The sequence below is a fragment of the Streptomyces sp. NPDC004629 genome (genome assembly GCF_042873595.1).
GTDB lineage: Bacteria > Actinomycetota > Actinomycetes > Streptomycetales > Streptomycetaceae > Streptomyces.
This window is the reverse complement of the sequence record NZ_JBIALO010000004.1, coordinates 202,920-223,118: the sequence shown is the minus strand read 5'-3', so window position 1 is coordinate 223,118 and position 20,199 is coordinate 202,920. Positions and strand designations below refer to the sequence as shown.

The 20,199-nt window shown below is 68.1% G+C and carries 19 protein-coding genes and 1 pseudogene; 9 read left to right on the top strand and 11 right to left on the bottom strand.

Going from position 1 to position 20,199, the window contains the following annotated elements:
- Nucleotides 1–37 precede the first annotated feature (37 nt).
- The 3 genes from ACFYTE_RS08090 to ACFYTE_RS08080 all read left to right on the top strand — a co-directional run bounded on the left by ACFYTE_RS08090 (nucleotide 38) and on the right by ACFYTE_RS08080 (nucleotide 2,094).
- Entirely contained in the window at nucleotides 38–982 is a 945-nt protein-coding gene (locus ACFYTE_RS08090) for a 2-hydroxy-3-oxopropionate reductase (protein ID WP_388706437.1), read from the top strand.
- 120 nt (nucleotides 983–1,102) lie between these two features.
- Nucleotides 1,103–1,339 (top strand): hypothetical protein, encoded by a 237-nt coding sequence (locus ACFYTE_RS08085; RefSeq protein ID WP_388706435.1) that lies wholly within the window; start codon nucleotides 1,103–1,105, stop codon nucleotides 1,337–1,339.
- 188 nt (nucleotides 1,340–1,527) lie between these two features.
- Nucleotides 1,528–2,094 carry a TIGR04222 domain-containing membrane protein gene (locus ACFYTE_RS08080; protein WP_388706429.1) on the top strand — a complete coding sequence of 189 codons (567 nt, stop codon included), beginning with the start codon at nucleotides 1,528–1,530 and terminating at the stop codon, nucleotides 2,092–2,094.
- A gap of 282 nt (nucleotides 2,095–2,376) precedes the next feature.
- On the opposite strand, the gene gcl is transcribed toward ACFYTE_RS08080, so the two are convergent.
- Entirely contained in the window at nucleotides 2,377–4,161 is a 1,785-nt protein-coding gene (gene gcl, locus ACFYTE_RS08075; protein ID WP_388706426.1) for a glyoxylate carboligase, read from the bottom strand.
- A 215-nt stretch (nucleotides 4,162–4,376) separates the two neighbouring features.
- Here gcl and ACFYTE_RS08070 point away from each other — a divergent pair, with 215 nt between their 5' ends.
- Entirely contained in the window at nucleotides 4,377–5,045 is a 669-nt protein-coding gene (locus ACFYTE_RS08070; protein ID WP_388706423.1) for a hypothetical protein, read from the top strand.
- A 127-nt stretch (nucleotides 5,046–5,172) separates the two neighbouring features.
- On the opposite strand, the gene ACFYTE_RS08065 is transcribed toward ACFYTE_RS08070, so the two are convergent.
- Both ACFYTE_RS08065 and ACFYTE_RS08060 read right to left on the bottom strand, forming a co-directional pair.
- Entirely contained in the window at nucleotides 5,173–6,798 is a 1,626-nt protein-coding gene (locus tag ACFYTE_RS08065) for an AMP-binding protein (protein WP_388706420.1), read from the bottom strand.
- Between the two features lie 254 nt (nucleotides 6,799–7,052).
- Nucleotides 7,053–7,523, bottom strand: coding sequence for a ricin-type beta-trefoil lectin domain protein (locus ACFYTE_RS08060; RefSeq protein WP_388706417.1), 471 nt, complete (start codon nucleotides 7,521–7,523; stop codon nucleotides 7,053–7,055).
- Nucleotides 7,524–7,859: 336 nt separating this feature from the next.
- Here ACFYTE_RS08060 and ACFYTE_RS08055 point away from each other — a divergent pair, with 336 nt between their 5' ends.
- Nucleotides 7,860–8,594 (top strand): hypothetical protein, encoded by a 735-nt coding sequence (locus ACFYTE_RS08055; protein ID WP_388706414.1) that lies wholly within the window; start codon nucleotides 7,860–7,862, stop codon nucleotides 8,592–8,594.
- On the opposite strand, the gene vanX is transcribed toward ACFYTE_RS08055, so the two are convergent.
- The 5 genes from vanX to ACFYTE_RS08030 form a co-directional block, all read right to left on the bottom strand.
- A complete protein-coding gene (gene vanX, locus ACFYTE_RS08050) occupies nucleotides 8,587–9,195 on the bottom strand; it encodes a D-Ala-D-Ala dipeptidase VanX (protein WP_388706411.1) in 609 nt (202 codons plus the stop codon). The genes ACFYTE_RS08055 and vanX overlap by 8 nt on opposite strands.
- Nucleotides 9,192–10,232 (bottom strand): D-alanine--(R)-lactate ligase VanA-Sc, encoded by a 1,041-nt coding sequence (vanA-Sc, locus tag ACFYTE_RS08045; protein ID WP_388706407.1) that lies wholly within the window; start codon nucleotides 10,230–10,232, stop codon nucleotides 9,192–9,194. The genes vanX and vanA-Sc overlap by 4 nt, the downstream gene beginning before the upstream one ends.
- Nucleotides 10,225–11,265 carry a D-lactate dehydrogenase VanH gene (gene vanH, locus ACFYTE_RS08040; protein ID WP_388706404.1) on the bottom strand — a complete coding sequence of 347 codons (1,041 nt, stop codon included), beginning with the start codon at nucleotides 11,263–11,265 and terminating at the stop codon, nucleotides 10,225–10,227. Before vanH ends, vanA-Sc begins: the two co-directional genes overlap by 8 nt.
- A 116-nt stretch (nucleotides 11,266–11,381) precedes the next feature.
- On the bottom strand, nucleotides 11,382–12,536 hold the full coding sequence (locus tag ACFYTE_RS08035) for a lipid II:glycine glycyltransferase FemX (protein ID WP_388706401.1): 1,155 nt from the start codon (nucleotides 12,534–12,536) through the stop codon (nucleotides 11,382–11,384).
- A 239-nt stretch (nucleotides 12,537–12,775) separates the two neighbouring features.
- Complete coding sequence (locus ACFYTE_RS08030; RefSeq protein ID WP_388706398.1) at nucleotides 12,776–13,852, bottom strand: endonuclease/exonuclease/phosphatase family protein; 1,077 nt, start codon at nucleotides 13,850–13,852, stop codon at nucleotides 12,776–12,778.
- 196 nt (nucleotides 13,853–14,048) lie between these two features.
- On the opposite strand from ACFYTE_RS08030, the gene ACFYTE_RS08025 reads away from it, so the two are divergent.
- Nucleotides 14,049–14,744 (top strand): response regulator transcription factor, encoded by a 696-nt coding sequence (locus tag ACFYTE_RS08025; protein ID WP_388706395.1) that lies wholly within the window; start codon nucleotides 14,049–14,051, stop codon nucleotides 14,742–14,744.
- Nucleotides 14,737–15,831, top strand: a complete 1,095-nt coding sequence (locus tag ACFYTE_RS08020) for a sensor histidine kinase (RefSeq protein ID WP_388706393.1) — start codon at nucleotides 14,737–14,739, stop codon at nucleotides 15,829–15,831. The genes ACFYTE_RS08025 and ACFYTE_RS08020 overlap by 8 nt, the downstream gene beginning before the upstream one ends.
- Nucleotides 15,832–15,833: 2 nt before the next feature.
- Here ACFYTE_RS08020 and ACFYTE_RS08015 read toward each other — a convergent pair whose 3' ends face one another.
- Complete coding sequence (locus ACFYTE_RS08015) at nucleotides 15,834–16,769, bottom strand: SDR family oxidoreductase (RefSeq protein ID WP_388706391.1); 936 nt, start codon at nucleotides 16,767–16,769, stop codon at nucleotides 15,834–15,836.
- 126 nt (nucleotides 16,770–16,895) lie between these two features.
- Between ACFYTE_RS08015 and ACFYTE_RS08010 the strand changes: the two genes are divergently transcribed.
- The gene (locus ACFYTE_RS08010) at nucleotides 16,896–17,327 is read left to right on the top strand and encodes a protein phosphatase (protein WP_388706389.1); all 432 of its coding nucleotides are present in this window, start codon (nucleotides 16,896–16,898) and stop codon (nucleotides 17,325–17,327) included.
- A gap of 170 nt (nucleotides 17,328–17,497) precedes the next feature.
- The gene (locus ACFYTE_RS08005; protein WP_388706386.1) at nucleotides 17,498–18,610 is read left to right on the top strand and encodes a hypothetical protein; all 1,113 of its coding nucleotides are present in this window, start codon (nucleotides 17,498–17,500) and stop codon (nucleotides 18,608–18,610) included.
- 239 nt (nucleotides 18,611–18,849) lie between these two features.
- Here the strand turns inward: ACFYTE_RS08005 and ACFYTE_RS08000 are convergent.
- Both ACFYTE_RS08000 and ACFYTE_RS07995 read right to left on the bottom strand, forming a co-directional pair.
- Nucleotides 18,850–19,217 (bottom strand): annotated as a pseudogene (locus ACFYTE_RS08000) (alpha/beta hydrolase fold domain-containing protein); the annotation flags it as partial.
- A 181-nt stretch (nucleotides 19,218–19,398) separates the two neighbouring features.
- On the bottom strand, nucleotides 19,399–20,187 hold the full coding sequence (locus tag ACFYTE_RS07995) for a DUF427 domain-containing protein (protein WP_388706383.1): 789 nt from the start codon (nucleotides 20,185–20,187) through the stop codon (nucleotides 19,399–19,401).
- Nucleotides 20,188–20,199 lie beyond the last annotated feature (12 nt).

Genomic DNA, 20,199 nt, shown 5'->3' with positions numbered 1-20,199 from the left:
CCCCGACACGCACCGCCGTCAGAGAGGCACCCTCACCATGAGCACCCTTGCGGATTCCGCCCCCGCCGCCCGTGCAGAGTCCACCCGTGCGGCCTCCGCCCGTCCGGCGGTCGCCTGGATCGGCCTCGGCATCATGGGGTCGCCCATGTCCGAGAACCTGCTCAAGGCGGGGTACCGGGTCACCGGCTACACGCTGGAGCCGGAGAAGCTGGACCGGCTCGCCGCCGCCGGCGGCACCGCGGCCCGCTCGGTCGCGGAGGCGGTGCGGGACGCGGACGTGGTCATCACGATGGTGCCCGCCTCCCCGCAGGTCGAGGCGGTCGCCTACGGCCCGGACGGCATCCTGGAGAACGCGCGGCCGGGCACACTCCTGATCGACATGTCCTCGATCACCCCGCAGACCTCGATCGACCTGGCGAAGGCGGCGCGGGACCGGGGCATCCGCGTCCTGGACGCCCCGGTCTCCGGCGGCGAGGCCGGCGCGGTCGAGGCCGTGCTGTCCATCATGGTCGGCGGCGAGCAGGCGGACTTCGAGGCCGCCAAGCCGGTCTTCGAAGCGCTGGGCCGGACCATCGTGCGGTGCGGCCCGCACGGCTCGGGCCAGACCGTGAAGGCCGCCAACCAGCTGATAGTCGCCGTGAACATCGAGGCGTGCGCCGAGGCCGTCGTCTTCCTGGAGAAGTCGGGCGTGGACCTCGGGGCCGCGCTGGACGTCCTGGGCGGCGGGCTCGCGGGCTCCACCGTGCTGGCACGCAAGAAGGACGCCTTCCTGAACCGCGACTTCAAGCCGGGCTTCCGCATCGATCTGCACCACAAGGACATGGGCATCGTCACGGACGCGGCCCGAGCCGTCGGCGCGGTCCTGCCGGTCGGCGCCGTGGTCGCCCAACTCGTCGCCGGCCTGCGCGCCCAGGGCGACGGCGGCCTGGACCACTCGGCCCTGCTGCGGGGCGTGGAGCGACTGTCGGGCGCCCGGCTCTGAGCCGGATCCCCGCCTCCGGGGGCGCCGCCGGCCCCTGTCCTGTCGCGTCCGGCCGCGCGCCGTCGGTGGGGCGGGGTGCTCGGGGGTGCGGATCCGGTCGGCGCGCAGGAGGCTGAAGTCATGACGCAACCACCGACCGAGCATCCGCGCATCGTGGTGCACCCTCCGGCGCTGGACGGCTCCCGGCGGGTCACCGAGGACGAGGTGACGCTGGGTGTCGCCTCGCACCTGGACGACGTGATCGAGATCCTGCGCATGGCCGACCTGGACCGGATCGAGGTCGAGGACAGCAACCTCGTCGAGTGGCTGGGCGGCGGACCGGAGGACTGGCCGGGGCTGTCGGAGCCCGAGCCGTAACCCGGCGGCACGCAGCACCCGGGACGGCGCGGCACCTACCGCCCCCGGCGTACCCGGGCTACGCCAACCTCAAATCAACCTCTGAACAGCGCCGCACGATGCTTCGACCACCCCCGCCTGCGGGCACCTTCCAGGCACGCGGGGCCCGCCGGCACGGGGGCGGCGGGCCCGCCCGCACGGGGGGTGCGATGGACAGGAACACCACGACGACGCCGGAGCCGCACGAGATCGCACGGATACGCGGCGGACGCCGAGCCGCCGTGACGGTCGCCGTGCTCGATCTGCATCTGCGGGGCGCGGTCGGCGCGGGCCGGGCCGGCACCATGCAGGCGTCGGGGACGGCCGACGGCCGGATCACGGTGCCGCTCACCAAAGCGGTGCACGCCGCGCTGTACCGGCCCGCGGGCATACGGCAGTTGCTGGACCGGCAGGGGGTGCGCACGGCCCTGACCGAGTTGGGCGGTGACCTCACCGCCGCCGGTCTCCTCCGGGCCTTCCCGCCCGGTCGCACCCGCGCCGCGCGCCGCCTGATGAAGGAGCTGCGCGCCCGGCACCCCCTGCCGACCCGCAGGTCGGGCCTGTCGGCCGAGGACAAGCTGCTGCTGGTCGCGGTGCACGGCGACGCGGCCCTGACCAAGCTGGCGCCCCGGTTCGCACGGGAGGCGGGCCTAGTCGGCCGTGCCGGCACCACAGAACGCGAGCTGCGCCAGTCCTGGGGCAGCGGCGGAGGCGGCTTCAGCTGCGGCTCAGCATGACCCCACAGCAGAAGCCCGCTGCGGCACGGGCAGTCGGGCCACCCCAAAGGGGCGCGGGGAACTGCGCGCCCAGCCACAACACACCCGCACCCGGCAACCGCCTACGACACAACGGTGAACAGCCGCCCCCGCCAAAGCCGCACGACGCCAAGGATTCAACGCGAGGACACCACCCCAAAGGGGCGCGGGGAACTGCGCGCCCAGCCACAACACACCCGCACCCGGCAACCGCCTACGACACAACGGTGAGTAGCCGCCCCCGCCGAAGCCGCACCGCGCCCGTCACACCTTCAGCGTCCGGATAGACGTAGGCGCATGCCCCGGCTCGGTAGCGATCTCCTCGAACTCGACGACGTCGCCGATGTCGTTGGTGACCGACATGGAGATGTTGGTGACGCGCTCCAGGATCGCCTCGACCACAACCGGCACCCGGTGCTCGGCGGCGAGCTTCTTGGCCGACTCGAACGCCGCACCCAGCTCGTTCGGGTCGGTGACCCGGATCGCCTTGCAGCCCAGGCCCTCGGCGACCTTGACGTGGTCGACGCCGTAGACTCCCAACTCGGGCGAGTTGATGTTCTCGAACTCCAGCCTGACCTCGAAGTCGATGTCGAACGCGCGCTGCGCCTGGCGGATCAGTCCCAGGTAGGAGTTGTTCACCAGGACATGAACGTACGGGATCTTGTGCTGGGCACCGACGGCCAGTTCCTCGATCATGAACTGGAAGTCATAGTCCCCGGAGAGGGCGACGACGCACGCCTCCGGGTCGGCCCGCGCGACGCCGAGCGCCGCCGGCACCGTCCAGCCCAGCGGGCCCGCCTGACCGCAGTTGATCCAGTGCCGCGGCCGGAACACATGCAGCATCTGGGCGCCGGCGATCTGCGAGAGGCCGATCGTGGAGACGTACCGGGTCTCCGGCCCGAAGGCCCTGTTCATCTCCTCGTAGACGCGCTGCGGTTTGATCGGGATGTCGTCGAAGTGCGTACGGCGCTGGAGCCTGGCCCGCCTCTCCTGCGCGGCGGCGGCCCAGTCGGAGCGGTCGGGCAGCCGGCCGGCCGCCTTCAGCTCCCCGGCGACCTCCACGAACAGGGTGAGGGCCGCCTTCGCGTCGGAGGCGATGCCGTAGTCCGGTGCGAAGATCCTGCCGAGCTGGGTGGGTTCGATGTCGACGTGGACGAACCTCCGCCCGGCCGTGTAGACGTCCAGCTTTCCGGTGTGACGGTTGGCCCACCGGTTGCCGATGCCGAGGACGAAGTCCGACTCCAGGAAGGTCGCGTTGCCGTAGCGGTGTGAGGTCTGGAGGCCGACCATGCCGGCGTTCAGCTCGTGGTCGTCGGGGATGACGCCCCAGCCCATGAGCGTGGGCACCACCGGGATGCCGGTCAACTCGGCGAATTCGACGAGGAGTTCGCAGGCGTCCGCGGTGATGACACCGCCGCCGGCGACGATCAGGGGCCGCTCGGACTCGTTGAGCAGCGCGAGGGCCCTCTCGATCTGGGCGCGGGTCGCGGCCGGTTTGTAGACCGGCAGCGGCTCGTACGTCTCCGGGTCGAACTCGATCTCGGTGAGCTGGACATCGACCGGCAGATCGATCAGGACCGGGCCGGGGCGGCCGGAACGCATCAGGTGGAAGGCCTGCTGGAAGACGCCCGGGACCTGGGCGGCCGCCGGCACCGTGACGGCCATCTTGGTGACCGGCCCGGCGATCGAGGCGATGTCGACGGCCTGGAAGTCCTCCTTGTGGATCACCGCGGTCGGGGCCTGGCCGGTGATGCACAGGATCGGGACCGAGTCGCCGATGGCCGAGTACAGGCCGGTGATCATGTCGGTGCCGGCCGGGCCCGAAGTGCCGATGCAGACACCGATGTTGCCGGCGTTGGTGCGGGTGTATCCCTCGGCCATGTGCGAGGCGCCCTCGACATGGCGGGCGAGGGTGTGGGCGATGCCGCCCGCGGACTTCAGCGCCGCGTAGAAGGGGTTGATCGCCGCGCCCGGCACGCCGAAGGCGTCGGTGACGCCCTCGCGCTTGAGGACCTCAACTGCCGCGCGGGCAGCGGTCATACGAGCCATCGAGTACTCCTGCTTCGGCTGTCGGATGCGTACTCCCGTCGCGCCCCCGGCGAGCGCACTCACTTTCTTCCGAATGACGGAAAATAAATTCTACGATCTGAAATCAATGTAGGCGGGGGGTCAAAGGTCGTCAAGCGACGGACAACGCGGGCCCGGCGGGAGCAGGATGGGACGGCTGCCTCGACACGACGCCTTGGAGAAGGTGGGAGAGGGTCATGCCCGAGAGCCTGCCGGTGCGCTGCCCGGCCTGCCGGCGCGAGCACATCTACGTCGCCCCGCCGTACCCCTGCACCTGTGGCGCCCCGGTCGCCCCCGCGCTGGATCCGGACGGCGCACCGACGGTGATCGCACACCGGGCCTGGGACGACGACTGGATCACCGTGCGCTGCCCGGCCTGCGGGCGCGCCAACCAGTGGCCGCAACCGGAACTGGGGTGCCCGTGCGGGGCGGTGCTGCGGATCCCGGCGGCGGGCGGTCCGGCGGCGGCCGGTCCCGGGCCCCGGGCGGCCTTCCGGGCCATGACCATCCGCACCGCGCGCGACGCGGTCACCAACGCCGTGCTCTATCTGCGCTGGCTGGGCTACCGGGACATCCGCCGCGCCGGCCAGCGACCGCCGTCGGGCATCGGGCTCACCGCACGCGGCCTGCTGGCCCAGGTCGACCCGACGGCCGGACCGGTCTCCCTGCGCGCCGTCGAGTGCCTGTGGCTGACCGCCATGGCGGAGTCGGCGGAGTGCGTCTACTTCTCCCTGACCGGCTACACCGCCGAGGCCCGCGACCGCGCCGACACCCTCGGCATCCCCCTGTTCGTCCTACCCCCCACAGGCACCCCCCACCCCGTCAACCCTTCCGCCACCAACCTGCCCCCAACAGACAACAGCTAGACCAGCGCCCCAAAGGGGCGCGGGGAACTGCGCGCCCAGCCCAAACGAACCCGCACCCGACAGACAACCCCACCACCCCGCCCCACAGCCCCAACGCACCCACAGGCAAACGACGACCCACCCGGCCTCACCCAGCGGAGCGCCACGCGCTGCCGAACATCTCCCGCAACTCAACCTTCCGCACCTTCCCCGACACCGTCATCGGAAAGGCATCGAGGATCTCCACCCGGCTCGGGATCTTGTAGTGCGCGAGCCGGCCCTCGCAGAAGGCCCGCAGATCCGCCAGGCTCGGCGGCCCGGCCGGGTCCCGCGGGACCACGCAGGCCAGCACCTCCTCGCCGTACTTCTCGTGCGGCACCCCGATGACCTGGACGTCCTTGATCTGCGGGTGGGCGTACAGGAACTCCTCGATCTCGCGCGGGTAGACGTTCTCGCCGCCCCGGATGATCATGTCCTTGATCCGCCCGACGATCTCGACGTACCCGTCCTCCCGCATCACCGCGAGATCCCCGGTGTGCATCCAGCGGCCCGCGTCGACGACCTCGGCGGTCCGCTCGGGTTCGTTCCAGTAGCCGAGCATCACGCTGTAGCCACGCGTGCACAGTTCGCCCGCCGCGCCGCGCGGCCGGGTCACGCCGGTCACCGGGTCCACGACCTTCACCTCCAGGTGCGGCAGCACCCGGCCGACCGTGCCCGTGCGGTGCTCCAGGTCGTCGTCGATCCGGGTCTGCAGGGAGACCGGGGAAGTCTCGGTCATGCCGTAGCAGATGGAGACCTCCGCCATGTGCATCTCGGAGACCACCCGCCGCATCACCTCGACCGGGCAGGGCGAGCCCGCCATGATGCCGGTGCGCAGCGTGGACAGGTCGTACCCGGCGAAGTCGGGCAGGTTCAGTTCCGCGATGAACATGGTCGGCACCCCGTACAGCGAGGTGCACCGCTCGTCCTGGACCGCGGTCAGCGTCGCCGCCGGGTCGAAGGACGGCGCCGGGATGACCATGCACGCCCCGTGCGAGGTGGCCGCCAGATTGCCCATCACCATGCCGAAGCAGTGGTAGTAGGGGACCGGGATGCAGATCCGGTCCTGCTCGTCGTAGGCGATCGACTCGCCCACGAAATAACCGTTGTTGAGGATGTTGTGGTGGGAGAGCGTGGCGCCCTTCGGAAAGCCCGTGGTGCCCGAGGTGTACTGGATGTTGATGGCGTCGTCGCAGGACAACTCGGCTGCACGGGCGGCCAGTTCGGCGCGCTGACCGGCTCCCGCGCGCGCGGTGAACGCCGCCCAGCTCGGGTCGCCGATGTAGACGGTCTCCCGCAGCTCGGGGCAGGCGCCGCGCACGTCCTCGACCATGGCCCGGTAGTCGCTGGTCTTGTGCCGCAGAGACGCGAACAGCAGGGAGACGCCGGCCTGTTGCAGCACGTACCCGACCTCGTGCGTGCGATAGGCGGGGTTGATGTTCACCATGATCGCGCCGATCCGGGCGGTGGCGTACTGGACCAGCACCCACTCGGCGCAGTTGACCGCCCAGATGCCCACCCGGTCGCCCTTGGCGACGCCGCTCGCCAGCAGCGCGCAGCCCAGTGCGTCGACGTCGGCGGCGAATTCGTTGTACGTCCAGCGGCGCCCGGACGGCACGTCGACCAGCGCCTCGCGGTCCCCGAACGCGGCGACCGCCCGGTCCAGATCAGCGCCGATGGTGTCGCCGAGCAGCGCGGTGCCGCTCGTGCCGTGCGCGTAGGACCACTCGCTCACCGGACGTCCTCCTCGCGGTACTCGTCGGCCGAGCCCGCGGGCGTGGCCTCGCGCGGTTCGATCCGGCGGACCGTGCCGGATACGGCCTTGGCCAGGTCGCCGAACTCCGCGCACACCCCGCACGGGCCTGGTGAAGCACGGCGTCAAGTGTGGCCCGAGGATCCCGGCCGTGTCGACCGAAGGCACCGTTTTCTTCCGGGACGGCGGGCCGCCAGAGGGGACGGCCCGCCGCACTCATGGGGTCAGCCGATTCATCACACCGGGTCGATCACCCAGCGGGATGCCGTTCCGATGGTGGGCTGGAAGACGACCTGGGCCCCGACCGTTCCGTTCGCGTCCAAGTACTTGCCGCTCTGGTTGTGCCTGATGGACTTCGGACTGCCGGACGTGGTCGTCCACTTCTGATACGCGCCACCGTTGCACGGGTATGTGTAGACATCCGCGCCGTTTCCGTCGAGGCAGTGGCCTGATGCCGGGTTCCTGAAGATGCCGCCGCTGATCTGCCACACCTGCTTCGCGCTCCGGTCACAGTTGCCGAGGACTAGGTTTCCCTTGCCTCCCGAGATGTTCACCTGGAGGCAGGAGTTGCTGCTGTTGCCGTTGATCACCTGGTAGTTCACCGGCGCCGCCTGCGCCGAGGTTGCGCCGCCGACCAGCAGCGTCGAGCCGAATGCGATTGCCGCGCCGGCACCGGCGAGTCGAACGAGGTTTCCCTTGAGTTCCATGCTTGATCCCCTTGGGTTCGGATGATTGGCGCGCAGCCTGTGGCGCCGCCCGGTCATTCAGGTTCTCGGATATGCGTTCGCCACTGCCTGCAACGGCGACCGAGGCGCGTGGGAAGACGTGAGCATTTCTCCTTCGATAGCCGGGACGTGCTGCGGCATTGGTGCCCCCGTCTACGTTGAGGGGTGGCGCCGCTCGGGTGCGGCGGTCTCGGAGGAGCCCGGATCCGCTGGGCTCCCCCGCTGGATGGGCTACGTTTCTGGACTCCGAAGTCCGGACGATTCCAGAGAGCGAGACGAGGGAAAGCGGGGTGTATGGGGTCGAGGAAAGCGGGGTATATGGGGTCGAGTTCACCACAAAGCTGGTTCGTCAGCCGGTTGCAGCGCTTGCGCATGTCCTCGGGATCACCCACCCAGGCGCAGCTGCTGGCCTACGACGAGAACAAGGTCCTCACTCGGTCGTCGCTGTCGGACCTGCTGGCAGGCAAGTTCACAAAACCGCCCCCCATGACCACAGTGGTGGCGGACCGGATCGCTGAGCATCTGGGTGACCTGCCGCTGGCGCTGGAGCAGGCGGCCGGGTACATGGACTACAACCACACTGCGCCTGAGGAGTACCTGGCTCTGCTGACGTCGCGGCTGGAGGACATGATCGCGCTGGGCGAGCCGGCGGACCGGCCGGCGGTAGTGGTCGCGACCCTGTGGCAGCTCAGCGTGCGAAAGCTGGAGACCGAGCGGCCGCAAGCGATGCGGCTACTGGAGCTGTGTGCCCTGCTGGCGCCGGAACCGATCCCGCTGGACCTGTTCCGTGGCAGCACGGAGACACTGATTGCGGCCGCGGCCGACCCGGTGGCGTTGTCCTGTCTGCCGGCGGACAGTCCCGCCATCGCCACGGACTTGGCCACCCTGGCGCGCATCCGACACCTCCTCGGTGATCATGCGGCTGCGGCGCCCTTGGCCGAGCGGGCGCTGCGGATCCGCGAGGCCAGTTACGCGCCGGATCACCTGTACATCGGGTATGCCCTGCCTTCGCTCTGGCCAACTGTCTGCTCACGGGCACGCATCACTATGTGATGGGAAAATCGAAATAGGTGTCCGGGTAGGGTTCGCCTTTCAGTGTGTAATGCCACCACTCGCACTCGTACGAGCCGAAACCGCAGGCATCCATGATGGAGCAGAGATATTGACGGTTTGCCGCTTCGACTTGCGTGATCCCTTTTGCCCCATGATGTGAGATTGGATCCATCAGGTCATGGTCACCGCCCATGGGAGCAAGGTCTCCGGTAGCCAGGTGATACAGCGTCAAGTCGACGGTACTGCCTCGGCTGTGGCCCGACTCGGCGGCCACGTATCCCCTGTCGAACATCTCGGCTCTGTCGATGTTCGGGTAGTGCCGTGGCTTCGTCCGGCCGTCCTCCGGCTGTTGTGACCAGCGCAGAAAGCAGTCCACGGCGCGTTGCGGGCGATAACCGTCCCAGAGAAGCAGGCCGAAGCCGAGGGATTCGGCCTTTTCTTGCGCCCTGTCCAGAGCCGCACACAAAGCCCTCGTGCCGACGATTCGATTTGCCAGGTACCCGTCCACGGGTTTGCCGGTGAAGTTGTCCCAGGTGGCGTACTTGGCATCCCAACGTATGCCGGATACCAGCTCGTCCACGAAGACGAAATCCTCTTTCATCGGCTTTTCTCCGTCAATGCAAGCGACACCATCCGGTCGATCACTTCGGCAAGCGGCAGATCTGCGGCCGCCATCATCCTCGGATAACGGCTGTACGAGGTCATACCGGGCAGCGTGTTGACCTCGTTGAGGACTACTTCTCCATCGCCCTTGAGGAACATGTCAACCCGGGAGAGTCCCCTGCATCCCAAGGCGCGGTATACGGCCATTGCTGTCTTCTGGACGAGCGATCGCGACTCTGCCGGAATGTCGGCGGGAACGATTGCCGTCGAGTTTTCGGAGCCGCTTTCAGGCTCTTTCTCCTGATGGATTCGGAAGAAGCCGTGCGAGAGAGCGATTTGATCCACCTCACCCGCGACCACATCCGGATCGTTCCCCAGGATGGCGCATCCGATCTCGCGGCCGACGACGGCCTCTTCGATCAGCACCTTCGAGTCGTACTGCCTCGCGGTTTCCACCGCGCTCAGCAGTTCCTCTTTTCGGGACACCTTGCTGACACCGAAGGATGACCCCGAACGGGCCGGCTTCACGAAGACGGGGTAGGTGAGCCGGTCGGGATCGATGTTCTCGTTCGCCGTGACGGTCCGGAAATTCGGCGTGGCGATTCCCGCGCTTCTGGCGACGATGTAGGCAAGGGATTTGTCCATGCAGAGTGCGGAGCTTTGGACATCGCAGCCCACGTAGGGGATGCCGGATAGCTCCAGCAGGCCCTGCATCGCACCGTCCTCACCGAGTTTGCCGTGCAGAACGGGCACCACGACGTCCAAACGAATCGCGCGGTATCGCCCCTGCTCCAGGACGAGCAATCCGTGTACGCTCCTGTCCGGCGACAGCACGACCGGACGGCAACTGCTGTTCTCCCCATTCGGCTCGGGGCCGTCACAGAGCTGCCATGCGCCGCTCTTCGTGATCCCGATATAGAACGGTTCATACTTCTCGATGTCGAGGTTCCGGGCGACCTCTTGCGCAGACTTGACGGAGACGGGGTGTTCTTCGGAACAGCCCCCGAATATGATCCCGACCCTCAACCTAGCCATGCTGGTACCTGCTTTCGAATGTCAGGCAGTTGGTGATGGAGTTTTCGACCGTGTCGCTCAGGGCGTGGTCTGTGTAATAGGCGGTGTGCGGACTGATGAACACATTCGACAGCTCTTGCAGTCGCAACAACGGTTTGCTGCCGATGGGTTTGTTTCTACAGTCGGCGTAGAATATTCCTTCCTCTCCTTCGAGGACATCCAACGCCGCACCGCCCAACCTGCCGCTTTCCAGTGCCGGAACAAGGGCCTCGGTGTCGAGCAGCGGACCGCGTCCGGTATTGATGATGAACGCGCCGTGCTTCATTCGCTCGATACGTTGACGATTGAGGAGATGGTGCGTATCCGCGTTAAGCGGTGCATGGAGCGTCACGATGTCGCTCAGCCGCAGCAAATCATCGATGGGAAGGTAATCGACAGCGATCTTGGGGCGATTGTCATGGGCCAGTATTCGACAGCCGAAACCCCGCAGACGTTCCACTACTGCTGCGCCGATGCGTCCTGTTCCGATGACCCCGACGGTCAGGTCGCGTAGTTCTTTCCCGCGCGCATCGTTCAACCTGTAATCGTGCATGTCCGAGCGGCGGACAGTGGATTTTGCATTCCGCACCGCCATCAGCATCAACATCAACGTATAGTCGGCCACGCTGTCGGGCGAGTAGGAGACATTTTCGACGGAAATGCCGACACTGTCCGCATATTCCACATCGATGTGGTTGTAACCGATGCTCCTTGTGGAGATATACCTGATGCCGGCCTGGCCGAGTGCGAGAAGAGTGGAATTTGCGATCCGGGTCTTATGGCTTACGCTGACGCACCGGTTCCCGAAGGCCAGTTCAATATTGGCTTCGGACACCGCCGCCTCGGTGATGATTGGTATCACGCCGAAGCGGGGTGCCATCTCCCGGAACAGAACGGCCTCGTCCTGCTCGCAGCCGTAGATCGTGATTCCCGTTGCCGGGACGGCCGAGGCAGAAGAAGTCACCGGCGAACGGGTGCGGCGGGCCGCTGTTCGGGCTGGTTCGCTATAGGTCATACGTCAATTCAACGGGGCATGGTGTTGCCGGCACGTATGCGGTTTTCGATATGCCGACGATATATAACCGTCCGCTGACCTCAAAAGGCATGCGCCGCCCAGCAGGAGATCCGGGCTCATCGCCCGCGGCGCTTCATGTAGAGGTCGAAGGCCCGGTAGACCATCGGCCGCAGTGGCAGGTCCCATTCACCGACGTACCGCACCGCCTGACCCCCGGTGCCGACCTTGAACTGGATCAGCCCGACGTGCGGGTCGTCGGCGTCGAGGGTGGGGGTGATGCCGCGCAGGTCATAGACGTCGCAGCCGGCCGCCAGCGCATCGCGGATCATCGCCCACTGGCAGGCGTTGGACCCGCGCACCTCGCGCTTCTCGGTGGAGGAGGCGCCGTAGGCGTACCACGCGTGGGCGCCGACGCGCACCAGGACGGTGGCGGCGACCAGGTCGCCCTGGTGGCGTGCCAGGTAGAGCCTGATCCGTTCGGGGTCCTCGGCGCTGAGCGCCGCGAACATGGTCTCGAAGTAGCGCAGCGGCCGGGGCGTGAAGCGGTCCCGCTCGGCGGTGTGGACGTAGAGGTCGTGGAACGCCTTCAGGTCCTCACCGACCGTGACCTCGACTCCCTCCTTGGTCGCCTTCTTGATGTTGCGGCGCCAGAGCTGGTTCATGTCCTTGAGCAGGTCGTCCTCAGTCCTGCCGGCCAGCGGAATCTCGTACTTGAACTGCGGATGCCCGACCCCGAAGCCGTCCTCCGGGCTCTGCGGCAGCCAGCCCGCGTCCCTGAGCCGGCTGGTCACGCGGGCGCCGACCGGGTCGGCCCACTGGCCGGACAGTTCGGTGAGCCGCCGGCTGCCCGGGTCGGAGATGCCCTCCTTGACCTGTGCGGCGCTCCAGGTGTTCGTGCGCACCGGCGGGCCGAGCCGGATCGCGAACGCGCCGTGTGCCTTGAGGTGGGCCGCCAGCGGGTCGAGCCACGCGTCGATCTCGCCGCTCCAGTCGATGACCGGGCCCTCGGGCAGATAGGCCAGCGTGAAGCGCTCGAACCGCGGCACCGGGCGGTGCAGGACGAGCCCGGCGCCGACCAGGTGCCGGCCGTCGTACCAGCCGAGGGACTCGCTGCGCCACTCGGTCTTGACATGGGCCCATGCCGGGGTCTGCAGGAAGCTGACCGACCGCTGTGCCCGCACGAACGCCAGGTGCTCGGCGGCGCTGATCGGTCCGACGGTCAGCCGCACGCCCGCGGCCCCGGCCCCTCCGTGGTGCGCGGTTCGGCTCATCGGTCCGCCATCCGCACGTCGTCGTTCTCGGACGGCGCGCTGATGCACCCCGGGTGCCACCGGCACTGGGCCGCTGTTCGGCATGGTTCGCTGTAGGCCATGCCGCCAGTCAAGGGGGCGAGGTGTTGCCGGCACGTATGCGGTTTTCGATACGCCGACGATATGTGCCGGGCCGGCTCTTCACGAGGCGTCGACGACCTGGGGCCCGATGGGACGGATCCGGCGGCTTCGCGCGGTGTTCACCAGCTGATTCCGGCCGCCACCGGCAGGTGGTCGCTGCCGGTGGCCGGCAGCACCCACGAACTCTGCGGCTTCACACCGCGGACCAGGATCTGGTCGATCCGTGCCACCGGGAACTTCGCCGGCCAGCTGAAGCCGAAGCCGTCCCCGGCCGCGTCCTGGACCGAGTGCAGCTGCGAGGTGATGCCGGCGAACGCGCGGTCGTCCATGGTGCCGTTCAGGTCGCCGAGCAGCACCACCCGCTCGTTCGGCTCGGCGGCGACGGCCTCGGCGAGCGCCTTCGCACCGCGGTCCCGGCTGTCCGTCCAGAAACCGTTCCTGGGAAACACACGTACGGAGCCCAGGTGGGCCACATACACCGCCAGCGGACCCTGATCCGTGGCCACCGTGGTGCGTAGCGCCCGGGTGTAGACCATCTTGACGTCGACCGGCTTGGTGTCCGACAGCGGCCCGTAGTCCATCTTGATGTCGACCGGCCGGGTGTCCGACAGCGGCAGCTTGCTCCACAGGCCGACCGTGCCCTGCACCGTGTGGTACGGGTACGCCTTCGCCAGACCCTTCTCGTACAGCGGCTTCGCCCGCGGGGTGATCTCCTCAAGCGCCAGCACGTCCGCCTTGGAGACGGCCAGGTCACGGGCGGTGCCGGCCGGGTCCGGGTTGTCGGCGTCGACGTTGTGGCTAGCCACGGTGAGGTCGCTGGCCGGGTGGGACCTGTCGCCGAGCAGTCCGCCGAAGAGGCTCAGCCACACCGTGACCGGCAGCAGCAGCGCGGCCACCACGGAGGCGGAGCGGCGCCAGAGCGCCCCGGCCAGCAGCACCGGAACGAACAGGCCGAACCACGGCAGGAAGGTCTCCACCAGGCTGCCGAGGCCCCAGCGGTCCGTGATCTGCGCGTGCAGCAGCATGAGCAGGCCCAGCAGCAGCGCCAGCACCGCAAGCACCAGGCCGCGCCTCCAGGGCCCCGGCCGGGTGGCGATGCGAAACGCCCGGCGGATGCGCGCACGCCGGATACCGAAGCCGGTGTCGCGGCGGCCGGCGCCTTCCTGTCCGGTCTCCGCCGAGTCCCCCTGCGTCATCGTCTGTCCTCGTTCACTGCCGGTCACTGCTGCATCCTCGGGTCCTGAGTGGGGTCGACACCGTCGGCCGCGGAGGGCGAGGAGGCCGAGGCGGCCAAGTTCGATGCATGCCGCCAGTCAAGGCGACGCCGTGTTACCGGCACGTATGCGGTTTTCGATACGCCGACGATATGCGCCGGCTCGTAGCCTTGCTGGCATGCGTGTGCTGATCGTCGAGGACGAGCCATATCTGGCGGAAGCCATCCGCGACGGCCTGCGCCTGGAGGCGATCGCGGCCGACATCGCAGGTGACGGTGACACCGCTCTGGAACTGCTCAGCGTCAACACCTACGACATCGCCGTCCTCGACCGCGACATCCCCGGACCGTCCGGTGACGAGATCGCCCAACGCATCGTCGCCTCCGGCAGCGGCATGCCGATCCTCATGCTCACCGCGGCCGACCGTCTCGACGACAAGGCATCCGGGTTCGAACTCGGTGCCGACGACTACCTCACGAAACCTTTCGAACTCCAAGAACTCGCGCTCAGGCTCAGAGCGCTCGACCGCAGACGCGCCCACAGCAGGCCCCCCGTACGAGAGATCGCGGGTCTGCGCCTTGACCCGTTCCGCAGAGAGGTCTACCGGGACGGCCGCTACGTCGCACTGACCAGGAAGCAGTTCGCCGTGCTCGAAGTCCTCGTCGCCGCCGAAGGCGGTGTCGTCAGCGCCGAAGAACTCCTGGAACGCGCGTGGGACGAGAACGCCGACCCGTTCACCAACGCCGTACGCATCACCGTCTCGGCGCTGCGCAAGCGGCTCGGCGAGCCATGGATCATCGCCACCGTGCCGGGCGTCGGCTACCGCATCGACGCGCCACCAGCGGCCGGGCACGAGGGAGGCGAGTGTGGATAGAGCACCCGGGTTGAGCGTCCGCCTCAAACTCACCCTCAGCTACGCCGGATTCCTCATGCTCGCGGGTGCCCTGCTGCTCGTCGCCGTGGGAGTGTTCCTCCTGCGACAGGGGTGGTTGCAAACCAACGAGTCGGGGGCCGTGCGAGTGACTCCGGGCACCCTCTTCGTGCGCGGTTTCGCCCCAACGGCAGCCGCAGTAATGGTGTTCCTCCTGGTGTTCGGCCTTCTGGGAGGATGGATCCTCGCCGGACGCATGCTCGCCCCCCTGGACCGAATCACCCAAGCCACCCGCACGGCCGCGAGCGGATCGCTCTCCCACCGCATCTGGCTACCGGGCCGCCAGGACGAGTTCCGCGAACTCGCCGACGCCTTCGACATGATGCTCGCGCAACTCGAAGCGCACGTCGCCGAACAGCAGCGATTCGCGGCCAACGCCTCACATGAGCTGCGCACCCCACTGGCCGTCTCGAAGACACTCATCGACCTGGCCCGCACCGACCCGGACCACGACACCGGCGAGGTCATCGACCGCCTCCACGTCGTCAACACCCGAGCGATCGACCTCACCGAGGCACTGCTCCTGCTCAGCCGCGCCGACCGGCGGTCCTTCACCCGGCAACCCGTCGACCTGTCCCTCATGGCGGAAGAAGCCACCGAAACACTCCTGCCCCTCGCGGAAAAGCACGGTGTGGCCATCGAGACCAGCGGCGACATCACCCCCACGAGCGGATCGCAGGCGCTCCTGCTGCAACTGACCATGAACCTCGTGCACAACGCGATCGTCCACAACCTGCCCGCACAGGGCGCCGTGTGGGTCCATACCGGCGTCCGCCCCGAGACGGTGGTGCTCACCGTCGAAAACACCGGCGAGCAGGTCACCCCCGATCTGGCCTCGACACTCACCGAACCCTTCCAGCGCGGCACCGAGCGCATCCACACCGACCACGCGGGCGTCGGCCTCGGCCTGGCCATCGTCAAAACCATCACCCACGCACATGACGGCACCCTCACGCTCACCCCGCGCCCCGCCGGCGGGCTCCGCATCACCGTGGAGCTACCCGCGGCATCCCCACACACCGACAGGTGAAGTCACCGATACCCGGTCGCGTCCGCCGGCTTGCCGCCGTCGTCGACCTCGACCAGGTAGCGCCAGCAGTCCGGGCGCGAGCCGTCGAGGTCGGTGAAGTCGTATTCCTGTGCGAGTTGCCCACTGGACAGGGACTTTCCGTTCCAGCGGGCGACGTCGGCGTCGCCCGCCAGTGCCGCGACCGCGCGTCCGACGTACGCCGGGCTCTCCGAGATGCAGAAGTGCGGCACCGTGGTCAGCGCGTCGCGCCAGTTCTCCTCGGCGACGCCGAATGTGTCGAGCATCATCTCCGAACGCAGCCAGCCCGGGGTGAGCGCCACCGCCGTTCCGCCGTGCGGCTTCAGCTCGTGTGCGAGCACGAACGCCATGCGCAGCACGCTGTTCTTGACCAGATCGTAGAAGTACGAGTTGCGATAGTTCGTTGCGTTGTACGTGGCCGTGCCGTCGGTCATCTCGACCACGAGACCGCCGGGTCGCCGCACCAGCAGGGGAAGCAGGAAGTGACTGCTGATCGCGTGGGTCTCCACACCGAGCCGGAGCAGCCGCAGTCCGTTGTCGAGGTCGTGCTCCCACACGGGCTTCTCGAACTCGAACAGCCGCTCGCCGCCCCAGACATTGTTGACCAGCAGGTCGAGCCGCCCCTGTTCGGCGTCGATGCGCTCGGCCAGCGCACGTACCTGCTCGGGCACCAGGTGGTCGGTCGGCACCGCGATGCCGGTTCCGCCCGCGGCGGTGACGAGTTCCGCGGTCTCCTCGATCGTCTCGGGCCGGTCATACTCCGAGCGTCGTTCCGGAGTCGTGCGGCCAGTGACGTAGACCGTCGCACCCGCCGCGCCGAGTTGGACGGCGATGCCGCGCCCGGCGCCCCGTGTGGCCCCTGCGACCAGCGCGATCTTTCCGTGCAGGTCCGGTGTCGATGTGTCGGGCAGCAATCCCATGAACGTCCTTTTCTGTCTGTACGGCCTGGTCCACGTCCGTCGTCGACGCCAACCGGTGACACCCATGCTCGACCCAAAACCCGACAGCTTATGTCGTATTTCTTATGCCGTATCTACAGTGATCGGGTGACCGAAACGTGGAACGCCACTGACCCCGGTGTGCTGCGGCTTCCCTCCGGGCGTCTGGTTCGTGGCCGCGGGCTTCGCCGACCGGTTCCGGCTGGTCCGACACCTGCCTACGCCGTCTATCTGCTCGGCAAACAGCCTCCCGAGGCACCCTGGGAAGTCAGGTGGCTGCGCTGGCCCGACTTCTGGCTGCCCAGCAGCCACACCCAGGCCCAAGCCGTCCTTGGCGAGGCATGGGCTCGTGCCGAGGTCGAACGCGTCGAGATCGCCTGCGGCGGTGGCCGAGGCCGCACCGGCACGGCCCTGGCCTGTCTCGCCGTCCTGGACGGAGTTCCGGCCGGCCAGGCGGTGGACTTCGTACGCCGGCACTACGACCACCGAGCCGTCGAAACCCCCTGGCAGAAGCGCTACGTCCGCCGCTTCACCGCCTGATCTCTGCGGGACGCAACGGCTGCGCGGCATTGAGCAAGTGTTCGGCCTTTGAGCCGCCCATGGTTCAAGGCTTTCCCAAGGTTCCCTCATGGTCGCATCGACACCGTGGGACGCGCCCCACACGCGGGCTCATCACTCCACGACGCACCACGGCTCACAGAGGGAACCGCATGAAGAGAACGAGATTACTGTCGGTGCTGTTGGGCGCGGCGCTGGCGCTGACCGGCGCCATCGTCCCGACCTCCGTCGCCGCCGCCAAGACAGCTCCGCAGGCCGCCGCCTGTCCGGAAGACGACTCGGGCACGAAGAGAGTCCAGGCCCTCTACGTGCGTTCGCCCGCAGGTGCCGACCGCTACGCCGAAATGGCGCCCGAAATAAGGAAGATGGCCAACCGGATAAGCGGCAGCATCAACCAGTCGGCGTTGAAGACGGGCGGAGCCCTCGCGGTCCGGTACGTCCGTAACGCAGACTGCACGATCGACGTCGCCGACGTGACCCTCTCGTCCACCACCAACATCATGGACTTCGACGCCGTGATGCAGGACCTGAAATCGACTGGGTACAGCAGGACCGACCGCAAGTACCTGGCCTTTGTGCAGACGGCCGCCTTCTGCGGCCTGGCAGGCGAGGGAACGCTCAACTCCGGCCCCTCGTACGCCATGGCCGGCTCGGGCTGCTGGTCCTGGAACGCGGCCGGACACGAACTCCTGCACACGCTGGGCGCCGTCAGCCCGAACGCACCCCATGGCACACCTGGCGGCCACTGCTGGGACGACCCGGACATCATGTGCTACGACGAGGACGACAAGCCCGGCACGTATCCGCTCCAGGAGCTGTGCCCCAAGGGCTTCGCGGACGACGTGGACTGCAACAACGACGATTACTTCAGCACCGATCCGCCGGCCGGGACCTGGCTGGCCAACCACCCCGAGGCAAACGTCGCCAAGAGTCCGTTCCTGACCACCAACGCGCTGTTCCCCGTGGTGTATACGGGCAACAAGGCCGTCACCACCGCGCGGGCCGGGGCAACCGCGTATGTGACCAAGTACCAGTCGGACATCGGCTGGACCGCGAAGGCGAAGATCGTGACGAACTCAAGCAGCCCGTTCTACTCGTCCGTGCTCGCGGTGCGCACCTCGGCCGGCGTCCGGTACGTTCCCCCGGCCGGCGTTCCTCGCGGTGAATCGGCCCACGTCACCGTCGACCTGGACGCGGTGCTCGATGTCAAACTCTGCGAGGGCAACGCCACCGCCAAGAGCGGCTGCACCGCCACTTGGTGGTAACCGCGCCGACTCGGGCGACGGCTGCAGACTCGGGGCCGCAATGAACCCACGCCGGGAGCTGGGAGAAACACCGTGGGCCGCCGACAGTGTCGGCGGCCCACGGCATCAGACGGACGTCAGTCCCAGCGAAGCCGTCCGGCGATACCGACCGCCTCTCACGGAGATTCAGCATGATTCAGGCGCGATCTTCGGACGCGACGTAGTCGAAGGTCGGGGCTGCGGCGAAGCCGCCGTCGTAAGGTCACATCACCGCGCTGCTTGGCCATGTGGGTGAGGGCGGCGCTCATGTTGCCGCCGACGGAGTCACCGGCGACGACCAGACGGGTACCGTCCAGGCCCTCTTCGGAGCCCTTGGTGGTGACTCACTGGGCGGTGGCGTACGCCTGCTCGATGGCGACGGGGTACTTAGCCGCCGGGTAGCGGTCGTACTCGACGAAGACCAGGGCCGCCTTCGCGCCCACGGCCAGTTCACGTCCCCGCCCAGGTCGGCGACGTGCGGGTGTAGCAGCTTGCGCGCACCCTCGACACCGAGTTCGTACAGCAGTGGCGGCTTGGCGGCCGCGTCGGCGCATTCCCGCGCGGCGGGTTCGAGAACGATGTCACTCACGGCCTGCTCCTTGAGAGGTGGTGGGTTCGGGAAGGCTTTCCACCCAGTGAGACCGGGCCGGGAGCCGATGTGTGACGCGCCGGGGAAAACGGCACGGACGAGCGCCCCTGACGCACCATCGGCCGGCTGCCCGCCCGAGGAAGCCTCTGACCGGGCCAGTTGGCGACACGCTGGTGGAGTACTAGTCAGCGGCCACCCGGGTGGGATCGGTGGGCCTCGGCAGCAGGAAGCCGTCGACGTACAGATCGACACGCTCGTTGTAGAACGCGGTCAGCCCGGCGATGCGGTGGGCGTGGATGGTCGGGAAGTCGTACATCCAGGCGATGTCCTCGTGGGAGGCGGTGTCGCTGTCGAACGACCAGTAACTGCTCGTCGTCCCCTTGTACGGGCATCGGGTCACCGTGTCCGAGTGCCGCAACCGGGTCCAGTCGATGTGCGTGCGGTCGAGGTAGTAGCGCGTCGGCAGGCCGGTCTCGAACAGCTTCACGCAATGGGGGGCGTCCGCCAGCACGACACCGTCCAACTCGACTCGGACGCTGCTGCTGGAACGCAGGGCGTCCACGCGGGAGTAAGGGCTCCGGGGATGAACGAAGACCGGCTCGTCCTCCTCGAACCAGGAGTCCAGCGCCTCCCACTCGAAACGCACGGTGTCACGCAGCGGCCCCGGGGCGCCCTCCCCCCAGACCCACGCCGCCCCCGCACGGACCTCCGGACCGACCTGCAAGGTGTGACGGTGCGCAGGGCCGGCACCGAGTTGCTCCGTGTGCTTGTCGTCGTGGAGCACGCCGTCCACCAGGTCCTCCACGGGGATGCTGAACTGGGGGTATGCCTGCCGCTCCCACACGTACAGCGCGCGGCGGGTGTCGAAGGCGACACGGCCGGCGATCATTCCCCGGATGCGGCGGGGAACGGGCTCGACATGCCCGGTCGGGACGATGAGACTCGGGTGCAGGACGCTTTCGGTCGCCATGGTGATCACCTT

Excerpts from the sequence above, each read along its gene's own strand:
- ACFYTE_RS08090 (WP_388706437.1), top strand. The coding sequence starts at position 38 with ATGAGCACCCTTGCGGATTCCGCCCCCGCCGCCCGTGCAGAGTCCACC.
- ACFYTE_RS08085 (WP_388706435.1), top strand. The coding sequence starts at position 1,103 with ATGACGCAACCACCGACCGAGCATCCGCGCATCGTGGTGCACCCTCCG.
- ACFYTE_RS08080 (WP_388706429.1), top strand. The coding sequence starts at position 1,528 with ATGGACAGGAACACCACGACGACGCCGGAGCCGCACGAGATCGCACGG.
- gcl (WP_388706426.1), bottom strand. The coding sequence starts at position 4,161 with ATGGCTCGTATGACCGCTGCCCGCGCGGCAGTTGAGGTCCTCAAGCGC.
- ACFYTE_RS08070 (WP_388706423.1), top strand. The coding sequence starts at position 4,377 with ATGCCCGAGAGCCTGCCGGTGCGCTGCCCGGCCTGCCGGCGCGAGCAC.
- ACFYTE_RS08060 (WP_388706417.1), bottom strand. The coding sequence starts at position 7,523 with ATGGAACTCAAGGGAAACCTCGTTCGACTCGCCGGTGCCGGCGCGGCA.
- ACFYTE_RS08055 (WP_388706414.1), top strand. The coding sequence starts at position 7,860 with ATGGGGTCGAGTTCACCACAAAGCTGGTTCGTCAGCCGGTTGCAGCGC.
- vanX (WP_388706411.1), bottom strand. The coding sequence starts at position 9,195 with ATGAAAGAGGATTTCGTCTTCGTGGACGAGCTGGTATCCGGCATACGT.
- vanA-Sc (WP_388706407.1), bottom strand. The coding sequence starts at position 10,232 with ATGGCTAGGTTGAGGGTCGGGATCATATTCGGGGGCTGTTCCGAAGAA.
- vanH (WP_388706404.1), bottom strand. The coding sequence starts at position 11,265 with ATGACCTATAGCGAACCAGCCCGAACAGCGGCCCGCCGCACCCGTTCG.
- ACFYTE_RS08035 (WP_388706401.1), bottom strand. The coding sequence starts at position 12,536 with ATGAGCCGAACCGCGCACCACGGAGGGGCCGGGGCCGCGGGCGTGCGG.
- ACFYTE_RS08030 (WP_388706398.1), bottom strand. The coding sequence starts at position 13,852 with ATGACGCAGGGGGACTCGGCGGAGACCGGACAGGAAGGCGCCGGCCGC.
- ACFYTE_RS08025 (WP_388706395.1), top strand. The coding sequence starts at position 14,049 with ATGCGTGTGCTGATCGTCGAGGACGAGCCATATCTGGCGGAAGCCATC.
- ACFYTE_RS08015 (WP_388706391.1), bottom strand. The coding sequence starts at position 16,769 with ATGGGATTGCTGCCCGACACATCGACACCGGACCTGCACGGAAAGATC.
- ACFYTE_RS08005 (WP_388706386.1), top strand. The coding sequence starts at position 17,498 with ATGAAGAGAACGAGATTACTGTCGGTGCTGTTGGGCGCGGCGCTGGCG.
- ACFYTE_RS07995 (WP_388706383.1), bottom strand. The coding sequence starts at position 20,187 with ATGGCGACCGAAAGCGTCCTGCACCCGAGTCTCATCGTCCCGACCGGG.